The sequence below is a fragment of the Bartonella sp. CL63NXGY genome (assembly GCF_042194905.1).
Classification (GTDB): domain Bacteria; phylum Pseudomonadota; class Alphaproteobacteria; order Rhizobiales; family Rhizobiaceae; genus Bartonella.
In genome coordinates this window covers 100751-114852 of the sequence record NZ_JBHINK010000003.1, presented here as the reverse complement: position 1 = coordinate 114852, position 14102 = coordinate 100751, and the positions used below count along the sequence as shown (strand labels likewise).

Annotated in this window: 12 protein-coding genes; 7 read left to right on the top strand and 5 right to left on the bottom strand. The window is 39.6% G+C overall.

From position 1 onward, the window contains the following. Positions 1 to 857 precede the first annotated feature (857 nt). From ACFIK0_RS02850 to ACFIK0_RS02840, 3 genes are all read right to left on the bottom strand, one after another. Positions 858 to 1442 carry a CarD family transcriptional regulator gene (locus tag ACFIK0_RS02850; RefSeq protein WP_273790499.1) on the bottom strand — a complete coding sequence of 195 codons (585 nt, stop codon included), beginning with the start codon at positions 1440 to 1442 and terminating at the stop codon, positions 858 to 860. Positions 1443 to 1746: 304 nt separating this feature from the next. Next, on the bottom strand, positions 1747 to 2088 hold the full coding sequence (gene fdxA, locus ACFIK0_RS02845) for a ferredoxin FdxA (RefSeq protein WP_273790498.1): 342 nt from the start codon (positions 2086 to 2088) through the stop codon (positions 1747 to 1749). A gap of 21 nt (positions 2089 to 2109) precedes the next feature. Further along, positions 2110 to 3690: a hypothetical protein gene (locus ACFIK0_RS02840; protein WP_375663455.1), complete on the bottom strand. Its 1581-nt coding sequence runs from the start codon at positions 3688 to 3690 to the stop codon at positions 2110 to 2112. A gap of 577 nt (positions 3691 to 4267) precedes the next feature. Between ACFIK0_RS02840 and ACFIK0_RS02835 the strand changes: the two genes are divergently transcribed. Beyond that, the gene (locus tag ACFIK0_RS02835) at positions 4268 to 5179 is read left to right on the top strand and encodes an RNA polymerase factor sigma-32 (RefSeq protein ID WP_015856975.1); all 912 of its coding nucleotides are present in this window, start codon (positions 4268 to 4270) and stop codon (positions 5177 to 5179) included. Between the two features lie 310 nt (positions 5180 to 5489). Here ACFIK0_RS02835 and ACFIK0_RS02830 read toward each other — a convergent pair whose 3' ends face one another. Further along, a complete protein-coding gene (locus ACFIK0_RS02830; RefSeq protein ID WP_375654374.1) occupies positions 5490 to 7067 on the bottom strand; it encodes a M48 family metalloprotease in 1578 nt (525 codons plus the stop codon). Positions 7068 to 7214: 147 nt separating this feature from the next. On the opposite strand from ACFIK0_RS02830, the gene ACFIK0_RS02825 reads away from it, so the two are divergent. The 4 genes from ACFIK0_RS02825 (at position 7215) to rimJ (ending at position 11333) form a co-directional block, all read left to right on the top strand. Continuing rightward, positions 7215 to 7850, top strand: coding sequence for a thiamine diphosphokinase (locus ACFIK0_RS02825; RefSeq protein ID WP_273790494.1), 636 nt, complete (start codon positions 7215 to 7217; stop codon positions 7848 to 7850). Between the two features lie 100 nt (positions 7851 to 7950). Beyond that, complete coding sequence (locus tag ACFIK0_RS02820) at positions 7951 to 8337, top strand: hypothetical protein (protein WP_273790493.1); 387 nt, start codon at positions 7951 to 7953, stop codon at positions 8335 to 8337. Beyond that, positions 8337 to 10199, top strand: a complete 1863-nt coding sequence (locus ACFIK0_RS02815) for an ABC-F family ATP-binding cassette domain-containing protein (protein ID WP_375659929.1) — start codon at positions 8337 to 8339, stop codon at positions 10197 to 10199. Before ACFIK0_RS02820 ends, ACFIK0_RS02815 begins: the two co-directional genes overlap by 1 nt. Before the next feature lie 570 nt (positions 10200 to 10769). Next, complete coding sequence (rimJ, locus tag ACFIK0_RS02810; protein ID WP_375630918.1) at positions 10770 to 11333, top strand: ribosomal protein S5-alanine N-acetyltransferase; 564 nt, start codon at positions 10770 to 10772, stop codon at positions 11331 to 11333. Positions 11334 to 11870: 537 nt separating this feature from the next. On the opposite strand, the gene ACFIK0_RS02805 is transcribed toward rimJ, so the two are convergent. After that, a complete protein-coding gene (locus tag ACFIK0_RS02805; protein WP_005774567.1) occupies positions 11871 to 12131 on the bottom strand; it encodes a DUF2312 domain-containing protein in 261 nt (86 codons plus the stop codon). A gap of 262 nt (positions 12132 to 12393) precedes the next feature. Here ACFIK0_RS02805 and ACFIK0_RS02800 point away from each other — a divergent pair, with 262 nt between their 5' ends. Both ACFIK0_RS02800 and pyk read left to right on the top strand, forming a co-directional pair. Continuing rightward, entirely contained in the window at positions 12394 to 12882 is a 489-nt protein-coding gene (locus ACFIK0_RS02800) for a DUF1036 domain-containing protein (protein WP_273790491.1), read from the top strand. After that, positions 12879 to 14102: pyruvate kinase (pyk, locus tag ACFIK0_RS02795; protein WP_375663454.1), on the top strand; the 1224-nt coding region annotated here is incomplete at its 3' end. The genes ACFIK0_RS02800 and pyk, both read left to right, overlap by 4 nt.

Here is a 14102-nt window from a genome sequence, read left to right as displayed (position 1 = left end):
ATGAATCATTCTAGATTTTATGTGTCCGATTGGAGTAAGAATATTGCGTATATCTCGTAATCTCTGAAATGAGAATATAACCTCATTTGGGAAAAATATAAAATTGAAAGGGCAATGCTAACGTTCATTTTTATTGCTATTTTTTAAGTGAGCTTTACTGCTTTCAAAAGTATTTGGAATGCTTTTTACAGAATGGAGATGATGGTTTTAGTTCATGTTTTTTTTATCGCGTTCTTTAATGGGGGAATGCTTCTCATGCAAAATAGAGCGCCCACGACAAAATATGCTTATGTTGTACCGTCACGCGTTTTTTAAAAGGAATATTTTTCAATATTTGTGGCATCCATTTTATGACGGCGTTTTTGAATGTTATAATGGTTTTGTAGAAGGGTAAATGGTAAAGTCTCGGTGTAGTGTATAAACGGCACTATGATCTTTACGCTTCATGAAAAAGCAAGCCTGCTGCCTTACACATTTTGCCAGATTCCAATGTTGGTATATCCTTTGGTGCTTGAGACAGTGTCTTGCTCTTTTTGTACAGTTTTTACCCACAGATCAGCCTCGCTTATGATTGACAAGCAAGTGATTTGATTAATTCAACATGAGAGCAATTTGAAATGAGTAATCTTACCATATTCAAGATTCTAATTTAATATGAATAATGCTAGATTATGATGATTAATCAGTTTGTTATCTATGAAGAAAGAAAATGAGGAGGAATTTGTCGAAAAGTTAGATTGTTTATAGATTGGCGCTGGTTAAGAAACTTTGTCCTTAAGGGCAGAGAGGATGTTAAAAAATAAAACCAGCTTTTCGCTGGTTTTATCGAAATATCATCATTATGATGAGAGAGTGTATTATGCAGCGTAGACAGCTTTACTGTTTTCATCTGTTTCTTCTCTCTCAGTTTTAAACTCGCGTTCCGGCTTGTTGGAGAGATGCATCTCTATGAGATTGATAGCTTCTGTTTCAGAAAGACTATTAATAACCGCAATTTCGCGGGCCATTCTTTCAAGAGCAGCTGTATAAAGTTGGCGCTCAGAGTAAGATTGTTCAGGTTGTAGATTAGAGCGGAAAAGATCACGGACCACTTCGGCGATACAAATAAGATCTCCTGAGTTGATTTTGGCATCATATTCTTGTGCACGACGTGACCACATGGTCCGTTTAACACGTGCTTTTCCACGTAAAACTTTTAAGGCACGTTCGACAGAGTCACTCGCAGATAATTTACGCATTCCAACGGAAAGGGCTTTTGCAATGGGGACTTTGACATCCATCTTATCTTTCGCGAAATGAATGACAAAAAGTTTCAATTTATGTCCTGCAACTTCTTGATCTTCAATCGCTATAATTTGTCCTACTCCATGTGTAGGGTAGACGATATATTCAGAGGTTGCAAATTCTTTGGTCTTGGAAGACGTTCCATGTTGGGATGCCATATTTTAGTTTACTCCCTTATGATCAACAAATGTATCGGAAAACAGGTTATAAACCTGAGGGTTGAGTTTTCTTTAACCAAGTATATTGTACCAATTAAGTGAGCATAAAAGCCGAGTACTTTTAAATCCAAAAAAAATACATTGCTTTACTGTAAAAAGCAAAGAAAAATACTTAGAAAGATGATCATGTTAAAATAACACTAACATCAAACTTTAAAAGAATCAATCATTTCGCTTAAGGATTTTTTTATTTTTACAAGAGAAGTCTTTCAGTCGTTGAAGGAGGAGGGTGTACACTGTATCATTACTCTTCGCCACTTCCTGGATTTTCTGAAAAATACTTTTCTAATTTATTTGGAACGCCATCCATTTCTTTTGCTTGAGAAAGGGGATCTTTTCGGGTGGTTAGATTAGGCCATTTGTTTGCATAATGAAGATTAAGTTCTAACCACTTTTCTAATCCTGGTTCTGTATCAGGTAAAATCGCTTCTGCTGGGCATTCTGGCACACAAACACCACAATCGATGCATTCATCGGGGTGAATAACAAGCATATTTTCCCCTTCATAAAAACAATCAACAGGGCAGACTTCAACGCAATCCGTATATTTGCAGTGAATGCAGTTGTCGGTTACTACGTGGGTCAAGATCAAACTCCATTTGTTACTTTAATTCTCTTTAGAGGAAAGTGGGTGCGTGTTTTTATGATTGGTGAGTTGATCGCGTAGTACAGCTAGTTTCGCAAAAGGTGAATCAGGATTAAGGCGCTTTTCTTTGTGAAAAGGCTTATGATTTGCATGTTTTCCTTGGGATTTGTGGAACTTATGAGAGCGTTTTGCTTGTGATAGTGCTTCTTGAGGGGAATTTTCATTTGTGTGTTCCGCTTTTTTTACAGCGTTCTTCGATTTATTTTGCCACTTATTTCCTAATTTATCATGTTTTTTTTGTGCGTGGTGGTGAAATTGATGCTTATAATGCCATAATAAAATAACTTTACCTTCTTCTGTAGAGCGAGGGGATTTGGCAAAATTCCCAACAGGTTCAGCTGCTGGTAAGCGATTGGTTTTATGGAGATGTTTTTCAATACCAGAGGATAAAGTGTTTGGGTATGAGGTATTTTTTTCTTCTCGTGTTGTTTCTAAATCGCTTATTGTTTGCCATTGACTTCCAACGCATTCTGCTGCAGGAACATCTTGCATTGTCCTATTGACAGGGGAAGAGGCTTGGTGTGCAAAGAGATTTTGTTCAAAAACAGTATTGCTTATGCTGTACGATTGATAACCAAGTCCTTTGAGGATTTCTTCCATATCGTTTTCATTGGCCCCAAGAATGGACATCATGGCTGGTGTAACAAAAAAACTTTTGCCATCATAGGCTCCATCGGGTCTGGGATCACTTCCTTGTTTCCAATGAAGTGCGGGGCGGATGAGATTGGCAAGACGTTCTAAAATATCAATCCGTACAGCACGTTGTCCTAAGATTCGGTAGCCGGCTAATTGATAAAATTTGCGGTTATAGGTAGGGTCAACAATCAAAGAGGTTCGACCAGCAGATAATGCTGAAAAAATTTCACCCAAACCAGTTTGATCTTGTCCCGCATTTTGAAGATTCCACAGGAGAGTAATGGCTTGAACCGGAGCAGGTTTAAGCATTCCGGCAACATAGATGTGAAAAGCGCCAAAACGCACGCCTAGACGCCGAAGCACGGCACGTGATTCTTGCGCAAGTTTTTTGACAATGTCTAAAACTTCGCGGCGTGGTAAAATCCCTAAAGAGTTAAAAAGTTGTAAAGCAAGACTGTTTGTTGAATCCGTTAAATTATCAGCATTGCGCAAATCAAACAGGGGTTTTAAAGTCGTTTCAAAATGAAAGGTGACAAAGCGTTCTAATCGCTTCACAACGTTATTGCGGGATTCTCCCGTGAGTTGTTCATCTGCTAAAACAATCAGTTTTGGTTTGAAAAAATCTTCTGTTGCTACAAGTTGTCCTACGGGTTGACCAATCCAGCGCACAATTCCATCAGAACTGAGGGTAAAATCTCCATTTGCACAAGCACAAAAACGTGTCGCGCGTTTGGAAAAAGCAAGAATCAAATTCTCATTCTCTGTTGAAATTTGCTTCTCAGCTATTTGATCGGTACTGTTTTTGTTGGCATAAAAACGAAAACCTTCAAATTTACCCCTTCCGTGTTTTTCAATGAGAATATCATCTTGAAGAATCTCATTCTGTTGAACAATCTTGCTATCCATGATCATTTTCTTTCTCAGTGTGACACTGGTCAAAAGCTTTTTGCGACAATTTCATAATGGTGCTCTTTCTTTAACACGTTTGTTGCGTTTGCTTCAATCACTCTTGTCATTTTTTGCTGTTTCTTTGCGCCTTTAAAACTTGAATGATTCTTTTTTTATTCAGTTTTCATTCAGTTTAGATGCTTTATATTTGCAAATTACACTTATTAGTTGTATTGTAAAGCTGAAAGCATGAATAAATTCTTCAATTTAAAAGGAAACGGAATTGGTTATCAAAAAACAGCATTTGTTTTGCGTGATCACTTTATTTTTTTTGCTGTTTTGTCATGAAAAGTGGAGAGAAAGTTTTTTCAAATATTTCATAGGCTAAAAGGCATGTTGTAAAGGCATTTTGCAGGTGAAATTGTGTCTTATGACAAGAAGTTTTACCATGACAGTAAAAAAAACAATTGCGATTATAAAATTACACGTTAAAGTAGTGGATACAGAAGTTAACAACTTTTGCGTTCTTTTTAAGCAAAGAACAATGATGTCGTTGCCAAATCAATTTTGATAATTTTAATCGCAAGGGGTTATTATGGGTAATCTTTCAAATGCTGTTTATAAAAGCAGCAAAAATTATAGCGATGCAGACAAAAGCTTAGGACGTAATATGATGCGTTCTGCTATGCAAGCACCTTATCTTGAACGACAAAAAGAGCATGATTTGGCTCTGCGGTGGAAAGACAAACGTGATGATGATGCCATGCATCAAATTGCAGCGGCTCATATGCGTTTAGTGATTGCTATTGCTAATCGCTTTAAACGTTTCAAAATGCCATTGGGAGATTTGGTCCAAGAAGGGTATGTGGGACTATTGGAAGCAGCTGCACGTTTTGAACCTGATCGGGAAGTGCGTTTTTCAACGTATGCAACGTGGTGGATACGCGCTTCTATTCAAGATTATATTTTGCGAAATTGGTCAATCGTTCGAGGGGGAACGAGTTCTTCGCAAAAAGCACTTTTCTTTAATCTTCGGCGTTTGCGTGCAAAACTGATACAAGATGATAGTGCTTTGTCAAAACAGGATATTTTTCGCACAATCGCTGAAAAGCTTGGCGTTTCCGTGCGCGATGTTGAAACGATGGATTTTCGTTTTTCCAGTTCTGATAATTCCTTGAGTGTTTCTGTTTCTGAGAATAGTGATAATCCCATTGCTAAGATGGATGTTTTGGTGGATGATAGTCCTCTTCCTGATGCTTTAATTGAGCAAGTCATTGATGGTCAACGGCGTACACAGTGGCTTTACGATGCGTTGCAAATTCTCAACGAACGGGAGTTGGAAATTATTCGCTTTCGTCGCTTAAATGAAGAGGGGGCGACTCTCGAAGTTTTGGGTGAAAAGTTAGGAATCTCGAAAGAGCGCGTGCGTCAAATTGAAGCTAGGGCTTTGCAAAAATTGCGTTCTGCTCTCCTTACGGTTCATTCAGAAGACGCTTACGATATATAAGCAGTGAAATGCTTTGGGGGGGGAGGAGGAAAGAGAATATATTAAGTGGGGGCATATGAGAATATGATGAAGTCAGTTTTAGGGGGGGGGCATATTTGTTTAGGAATATGCCTCCTTGGGGGCGCTACTGATAAACAGAGGAAGACAGGGGGCAGAGTTAGTTGGAGAAAATATGTATCACACGGAGGACTATAGAGGCATGATGAAATTGGATTTTAAAGTGTTCCTCCTTATTTTCGAATATGCTTTAAGGGGGAGGGCGTGATACAGATAGAAAAGAATTAAAACTGTAGCAGATGAGAAAAAAGGCTTATTCTGTAATAATTTTCACTTTGGTACCTGCGGGTAAAGTTTGCGTTGGTGAGAGGGCGTTGAGGATGCGAAAGAGTTTTTCTTTATATGGTGTGTATTGCATTTTATCTGCAAGATTTGCAACGGTTTCTCCTTGTTTAACACGAACAACACGGATTTTTAAGGGCTGCAATTTTTTTAACTGTGAAGATGAAAGAGAATGAAAGCTTTGTAGCGTTTTTTGGGCAACCTCTGCAAAATTTCGAGAATTATGTGGAGCGGCCGTCAAAAAACGAAAGATGTGGTTGTTGAATGGAATGGCAACCACATCAAATTGCCATTGATCATTGGTAGCATAGGCCTGTGCTCCAAGTAAACTTTGGCTTTGGAATCCTTGACGCGTAAATTCTTGATTGGGGAGCCCTTGAATTGTGATGGGGCGGATAGATGATTGGTCTAGCCCGAGAATCCAGCCGCTTTTCAAATAATCACTCGCAGATATTTCAGCAGGATGTGGAATAGCGTCAAAACGAATCGCAATTTTATCTGGTCCACTGGCCCAAACAGTGTGTGCTGAATGTTCTATTGTAAAATTATTTGGAACAGAAAAAGCTATGCGCAATTGTGGGTGAATAAATTGGTTGCCTCGTACAAAACCTGTATAAAAGCCTCCTCCAAAAATCATGCCATCAATGCTTTTGAGAAAAGAATCATGATCGGATATTGTACTATTCCCTTTACTGATTTTACGCGCTTTTTCTATCGCAAGCCGAATGCGTTGAGGGGTGGTTGGGTGAGAAGCTAGAAAATCTAGAGAGGCATTTTGGGTGCCGGAGATATTACGAAAAGCACTATAGGCTTCCATTGTTTGAAGAAAGCGCGGTGAAGCAAATGGATCATATCCTGATTGTTGGAGCATTTCGAGTGCAAGGGAATCAGCTTCCAGCTCTTGATTGCGGGAAAATTGCGCGAGTTGTTGCTTGTTTTGCATAGGGTTATGAAGTTTTTTGCCAATAGAAGAAAGAAGACGTGAAGACATGTGATTGGTCATCTTTAATTGGGCTTCTTTTTGCAGGCGTAAAATGCCATGATTAGCTCTGATATGTGCTATCTCATGGGCTAAAATGGCTGCAACTTCTGAAGAATCATTGGCTAATGCCAGCATACCACGAGTGATGTAGATCGAGCCATTGGGGAGCGCAAAGGCATTGACAGTTTCTGAGTTTAAAATTGTTACAGAATAGCTTTGATGAGAACTATGTGATGCAACTGCCAGTTTACGGACAATCTTTGCTAAAAGGTGTTCAAGTTTTGCATCATGATAAGCGCCACCATACATTTGCAGAATACGTGGGTGTTGCAGAGCGCTTAATGTGACATAGATATTGTGGTTGTTGGTACGTTTGATCGTTTTAGAAGAAGTGGAAGAAAGCCTATCATTTTGAGAAAGTGGTGTATGACAAGCCGAAAGGAGAAACGTTAAACTTATGAGAGTGGCTTTATACAGGCACGAGCGAAAAAGAAAATTGCGGTGAAAAATGGGGTGCGTTGGACCATGGTGCACATTATTTCTGCGGAGTAATTTGGCAAATTGCATTTGTATCTTTGTATCGTATGTTTCTTTAAGAAAGGCATTAGAGATAAGGATTCGTTTGGCTATATCATGCTTTTTGTTTATAGAAAATGACTCTCACTTATAAAAAAATGCACTGTAAAGAAAATTTTGTGAAAGGCAAAGTATGGCATGACAACATTTACGATATTATTAAATGGGGATGTTCATATCACTGATCGTTTGCTTAATCAAATTCAAAACAGTCGGGTAATTGCTGCTGATGGTGGTATGCGTCATGCGGCAGCGCTTAATGCGACGCCTGAGTTGTGGTTAGGGGATTTTGATTCATCAGATGAGAATTTAATACGTCAATATAGTCATGTTCCGCGTGAAGTTTTTCCCTCTGATAAAGATATGACAGATAGTGCTCTGGCATGTGAAAGAGCGCTGCAAAATGGCGCTAAAAAGCTTATTTTGTGCGGTGCTTTGGGAGGGGAGCGAAGTGATCACAGCCTTTCTCATATAACGCAAGCGTTGATGATGGCTGAAAGGGGTATTTCAGTGTTGTTGACAAGCGGTTTGGAAGAAGGTTGGCCGGTTTTGTCAAAACCTTGTTCGTATGATTTGCCTAAGGGATGTTTGTTTAGTATTATCGGTTTTTCTGATTTAAAAGGTTTAACTCTTAAAGGGGTAAAATGGCCAATTTGTGACAAAAATGTGTCATTTGGCTCTTCTTTAACACTTTCTAACCGTATTTGTGGAACCTTTTCTTGCCATTTAGGTTCTGGAAAAGCTATATTGTTAGTGTCTGTACCTATTCCATAAAGCTCTTCCAATATATTTTGAATAAGGCAGGGGGGGGCCTAGTGATGAAGTGCCGACATAAACGATATATGTATTGATCTTGAGAAGGAAAGGTTTTGATATGTTAAAATCAATTTTTAAAGTGGCCGTTGTTTCAGCCATTGGTTTCAGTTCAGTCGCTTGTACTACAAACGATGAACGCGTTGCACGTTACGGCGTAGGAGGAGCAGCAATCGGTGCTTTGGCTGGAACTGCTATTGCTGGAAGTACGCCTGGAGCAGCACTGACCGGTGCAGCATTTGGTGCTTTGGCTGGAACAGTAACAGGTGCAGCTGCAAATCAAAGAAAACAACAAAGACAGGTATCACAATTGTGCACGTATCGTGGTCGTAGAGGGCATGTTTACCAAGCACCTTGTGGACAGAGAGTTCCTGTACGACAATTATGTGCTTACCGTGATGCAAGAGGGGTGATGTATAAAGCACCTTGTCCGCGCCGCGTTCGTTAATGGCGGTGCCGCTTCTGCGGCTTGACCGCATTTTCTTAAATTTTGGAAAAACGCCTTTGCTCAATCAAGCTTCTTTATCGGTTGAGCAGGGGGCGCGTATTGCGCTGGTCGGCCGTAATGGTTGTGGAAAATCGACCCTATTAAAAATTGCCGCAGGAATATTAGAACCTCATGGTGGCGAAATTTTTCGCCACCCGCGAGTAACGCTCCGTTATGTCTCACAAAATCCGGATTGTTCAGGATTTGAAGATATTAATGCTTATATGGAAGCGGGGCTGGACGATACATCTGATGTCCAGTGGATCAATACGCTTCGCACAAATTTAGGGTTTTCTGGGGCGGAAAAATTGGAAACGCTTTCGGGAGGCGAAAAGCGGCGTGTTTCACTGTTACGGGCCATTGCTGCAAAACCCGATATTTTGTTCTTAGATGAACCAACCAATCATCTTGATTTACCAACCATTGAATGGCTGGAAGCTGTTTTGGCTTCTTTGCGTTCAGCGATTGTGGTGATTTCCCATGATCGGCGATTTTTAGAAAATGTTACGCGGTCAACGGTATGGCTTGATCGTGGCACAACCAAAAGACTGGAAAAGCGTTTTTCTGAGTTTGAAAATTGGCGTGATAAAGCACTGGAAGAAGAAGCCATCGAACAGCATAAATTGGGGCGCCAAATTGCTCGTGAAGAGCAATGGTTGCGTTATGGCGTGAGCGCACGGCGTAAGCGTAATGTACGGCGCTTAGGCGAATTAAAAGACTTAAGACAGCGTCATCAAACCTATAAAGGGCAGCCGGGAAATGCACTTTTGACAGCAGCAAAAAGTCATGATTCTGGGCAATTGGTGCTTGAAGCAAAGAAAATTTCAAAATCCTATGGTGATCGCATTATCGTGAAAGATTTCTCTTTGCGCATTCAGCGGGGTGATCGAATCGGGTTGGTAGGACCCAATGGAATCGGAAAGACAACGCTCCTTTCTGCATTAATTGGGCAAGAAGCCGTGGATAGTGGAACGGTGAGGCATGGCTATAACCTCTCTATGGCATTGCTTGATCAGCAACGTATTTTAAATGAAGAAGAAACTTTAGCGCATTATTTAACGGGGGGAAGAGGTGATACTCTTGTGATCAATGGGCTGGAGCGGCATGTGGTTTCTTATATGAAAGACTTTTTATTTTCACCGGAACAAGCACGCACTCCCCTTAAAGAATTTTCCGGGGGAGAAAGAGCACGCCTCATGCTTGCACGACTTCTTTCTCGTCCTGCAAATTTTTTGATTCTTGATGAACCGACCAATGATTTGGATATGGAAACTTTGGATTTGTTGCAAGAATTTATTGCTGATTTTGCGGGAACAGTATTGTTGGTCAGCCATGACAGAGACTTTTTAGATCGTACTGTAACGCATATGTTGGCACCTCAAGGTGATGGTCATTGGGTTTTGTATGCGGGCGGCTACAGTGATATGATGGCGCAAAACCAGCATGCTCTTCGTTTACAACGCAAAAAAACAGAATTATCGCAGCGTAAAGCACCTTCAAAATCTCATGCGGGAGAGCTTTCAAAGCAGGACACATCAACAGATCATGGCTTGATAGGGCGGGAGAAAAAAACACGAAGTAAATTGTCTTATAAGCAGGTTTATGCATTGGAAAAATTGCCTGAAGAAATTGCTGTTTTGCAGGACGAAATCAAAAAAATTGAGCAAGAACTCTCTGATCCAGCTCTCTATCGCAGTGATAAAGAGCGTTTTGAGCGTTTATCAACAACGTTGGAAAAAAAGAAAAATACTTGCACACAAAAAGAAGAAGAATGGTTAGAGCTTGAAATTTTACGCGAAGAAATGGAAGCGTGTTCACGGTAATGTTTTAGATATTAATATCTAAGCATTTTAATTCGTATTGCATCATCGCTTTTCTTTGATTTGTTACAAGATCTTATGGCTGATTTTGCGCGAACAGTGTTGTTGACGAGTTATGGCAGAGACTTTTTAGATCGCACTGTAACATATAGCACCTCAAGGTGATGGTCATTGGGATTTGTATACGGGGGCAGTGATATGGTAGCGCAAAACAAGCATGCTCTGAGCTTACAAGGCAAAGAAACAAAACTATCTTTGCCGTGAGTTTTTTCAAAATTTCGTATATGGAAATATGCCAGTTCCATTGCATACTTTGCCAGTCCCCAATGTTGCTACAGCGCCCCTTGGAACTTGAGAGCATTCATAAGAAATATTCCCTTGTCTTTACCTTATGCTTTAAACATACCACCTCCGCTTATGATGGAAAAGCAAATGATCCTCATTGATTCTAACGTAAGAAGTGTTGTGATGAGGAAAGCTTACTGTATTCGACATTATGATTTGAGTTTAAAAATGATGATTTGTTAAGATAAATCAACGTGTTATTGTGACATTGTCTAGGAGGAGAAAATGATGGCAATTAAAACAAAGCGAACAATTTCTACATTGATCGGTTTAGAAGATGCAGCTGAACTGTCTTCTTATTACCTCCGTAATGCGAATCATCTGCATCCTTTTGAACCTGTTAGATCTGATGATTATCATACCCTAACAGCTTGGGAAACACGAGCCAATGCATTTGCTTGTGAAAGTGCACAGGGACAAGCATATCGATATGCTGTACGATTAAAAAATGAAAACACAGTCATCGGTGTTGTGAATTTTACAAATGTGGTTCGGGGTGTTTTTCAAGCCTGTCATCTTGGTTTTTCTCTTGATGAAAAACAACAAGGCAAAGGTCTCATGTTTGAGAGTTTATCGGCTCTAATACGCCATATCTTTCATGTTTATCATCTACATAGAGTGATGGCAAATTATAGACCTGAGAACATAAAAAGCGAACGTTTATTAAAACGCCTTCATTTTGAAAAAGAGGGCTATGCCAAAGACTATTTGATGATTTCTGGAAAATGGAGAGATCACATTCTAACCTCTCGAATCAATGATCTTTATGAGTCCGTTAATAGATTCCAATAAAGTTTTGTTAAGGGTCTTTTTATCAAATGTGTAAATATGCTGAATTTCTCCCTATCCTCAAAGATTAAGATCTTTAACCACCTCTTCTTTTATAAATAGTTTAGAATCTCGTTTAGCGGATTTCAACTGCTGACCATTTTCATATGTTTCTTTTCGTAGATAATAAATTGATTTATCATCATAATTCATTTTTTTCAATTTGAAGAGAGTCCTCAATATCGGAAGACTTTCTCACTTCAAATTTATTGATGTTTAATCATAAAAAACACCTCTCTTGCACATCACAAACTGGGTTGGCATACAAGTGAGGGTTTATGTGGATAAACAATGATTGAAGAATAAGAATAAAAATTCTCTGTATAAATCCTTTTAAATGTGAGGGCTGTTGCAATATTGTGTATTCTGTGACCGATAGTCTCGTTACAAGTTACACAAACGGCTTATTGTTTGGGTGAAATTTTTATACATTCATTTATTTTTTGCCATTTGTTTTTTGTATTTTCTTTTCTTAAGAAAATTTCCAATGTTATCAATGGTTTAATTCATGCCAAGCGCATTTTTATAAAGTTCAATGATTGCTTCTTCTTCCATTCTTTCATGCTCTTCTTTTTTACGCAGCCGTATAATGCTTCGAACAGCTTTACTATCAAAGCCAGAGCCTTTAAGTTCAGTGTAAACGTCTTTAATATCATCAGAAATGGTTTTTTTCTCTTCTTCTAGTCGTTCAATACGTTCGATAAAAGAGCGTAATTGGTTTACGGATATAGCGTGTGTTTGATCGGTTACTGTATCGTTCATTGTATTTTTCTCCAAGTTATATATTTAAAGTTGTTTTTCGACGACGAATTTATGTTAAAAAAGCTTGAAAATAAAAAGTAAATCAAGCTACACAGCTTTTTTACAAATTGACTTTAAATATTTTGTAAAATTTTTAAGATATATGCATTGATAAAAGGGCTATAAAAAGAAAAATATGAAAATATACGTTTTAGACTTGAAAAGCTTTTAAAAAAGAAATGTGTAATTTGTTTTGAGAATTTGACATTATAGAGGAAGTTTTGTGATTTTAAAAAAACGATATTGGGTGTTTCAGAAAGGATTAAAAGTTTTTCTCTTGAGTATTTTGCTCTTGTTTCCCCTCGTTGTTTTTGCAAAAGCTGACTTTAGAGTTTGTAATACAACCCAACAGTCTGTAGGGGTTGCTCTTGGATATCGTACATTTTCAGGGTGGGTGAGCGAAGGCTGGTGGACGGTACCAGTGACGGAATGTAAAACTTTAATTGAGGGGCCTCTTGCTTCACGGTTTTATTATTTTTATGCGGAAGGAGCACAAAAAAAAGGGAACTGGGCAGGCTCTGTGACCATGTGTGTACAAGATAGCCAATTTACCATTCAAGGGGTTCATGATTGTTTCCCTCGAGGATATCAAAAGGCTGAATTTAAAGAGATCGATACCGGAAATCAAACCAGTTGGATGGTACAGTTGACGGATGAGTCTTTGTTAAACAATTCAGTTATACCTTCTCTTTCAGGAAATTCTCCACCGTGAAACGTGCACGTAAAGTAAAAATTATTGCGACTCTTGGTCCTTCTTCTTTTTCTCGTTTGATGATTGAGAAGCTTTTTAGGGCAGGGGCAGACGTTTTTCGTCTTAATATGAGCCATACTGATCGTGATATGCTGGGTGATTTGGTCAAGTCTATACGAGAAGTTGAAAAAACAGTTCGACGCCCCATTGGTATTTTAGTGGATCTTCAGGGGCCAAAACTGCGTGTGGGGCGTTTTGCTAAGGGGCAAGAAGATTTGCGTGTTGGGCAAAGCTTTACATTAGATAATCGCGATGTTCTTGGTGACGCACAGCGTGTTTTTTTCCCTCATGAGGATGTATTTTCGGCTGTTAAACCAGGGGATCGGTTGTTGATTGATGATGGAAGGGTGGAACTGCGTGCGCAAGTTTGTGATGGTCATTCTGTACAGTGTCGCGTGGTTTCTGGAACCCGTATTTCTGATCGAAAGGGTGTCAGTTTTCCCGATACAATTTTGCCTTTTGATTCGATGACGTCAAAAGATAAGGAGGATCTTCAGGCTCTTTTACAGCAGCCTGTTGATTGGGTTGCTCTTTCTTTTATTCAACGTCCAGAAGATATTATAGCGGTGCGTCAGTTGACGAAAAGCAAGGTGTCTTTGATGGCTAAAATCGAAAAACCTCAAGCCTTGGAGCATATAGAGAAAATTATTGAGGTATCCGATGGTATTATGATTGCACGGGGTGATCTTGGAGTGGAAATGCCCTTGGAAAAGGTCCCTGCACTTCAGATGGAGCTCATAAAAGCTTGTCGTTTAGCAGGAAAGCCTGTTGTGGTGGCAACACAAATGCTCGAATCAATGATTACATCTCCTGTTCCCACACGCGCAGAAGTGTCGGATGTTGCTACAGCAGTTTATGCAGGAACAGATGCGGTGATGTTGTCTGCTGAATCTGCTTCTGGTCGCTATCCTGAAGAAGCTGTGCTTATGATGGACCGAATCGCGCGGCAAATCGAACAGGATCACACTTATGCTGCTCAGGTTGGGGCACAACATCCAGCACCAGAATCAACAGGAACGGATGCGATTTCTCTTGCTGCGCGTCAGATTGCTGAAACACTTGCTCTATCCGCTATCGTTGCCTATACGGCTTCAGGAACAACGGGGGTGCGCGCCTCTCGTGAACGCCCTAATAGACCGATTATTGCTTTATCGCCCATTGTGGAAACAGCACGGCGTTTG

What these genes read in the sequence shown, in the direction of transcription:
- ACFIK0_RS02850 (WP_273790499.1), bottom strand. Translation starts at nt 1,442, where the DNA reads ATGGCATCCCAACATGGAACGTCTTCCAAGACCAAAGAATTTGCAACC.
- ACFIK0_RS02820 (WP_273790493.1), top strand. Translation starts at nt 7,951, where the DNA reads ATGTTAAAATCAATTTTTAAAGTGGCCGTTGTTTCAGCCATTGGTTTC.
- ACFIK0_RS02805 (WP_005774567.1), bottom strand. Translation starts at nt 12,131, where the DNA reads ATGAACGATACAGTAACCGATCAAACACACGCTATATCCGTAAACCAA.
- ACFIK0_RS02815 (WP_375659929.1), top strand. Translation starts at nt 8,337, where the DNA reads ATGGCGGTGCCGCTTCTGCGGCTTGACCGCATTTTCTTAAATTTTGGA.
- ACFIK0_RS02835 (WP_015856975.1), top strand. Translation starts at nt 4,268, where the DNA reads ATGGGTAATCTTTCAAATGCTGTTTATAAAAGCAGCAAAAATTATAGC.
- rimJ (WP_375630918.1), top strand. Translation starts at nt 10,770, where the DNA reads ATGGCAATTAAAACAAAGCGAACAATTTCTACATTGATCGGTTTAGAA.
- ACFIK0_RS02825 (WP_273790494.1), top strand. Translation starts at nt 7,215, where the DNA reads ATGACAACATTTACGATATTATTAAATGGGGATGTTCATATCACTGAT.
- ACFIK0_RS02840 (WP_375663455.1), bottom strand. Translation starts at nt 3,690, where the DNA reads ATGGATAGCAAGATTGTTCAACAGAATGAGATTCTTCAAGATGATATT.
- ACFIK0_RS02830 (WP_375654374.1), bottom strand. Translation starts at nt 7,067, where the DNA reads ATGCAATTTGCCAAATTACTCCGCAGAAATAATGTGCACCATGGTCCA.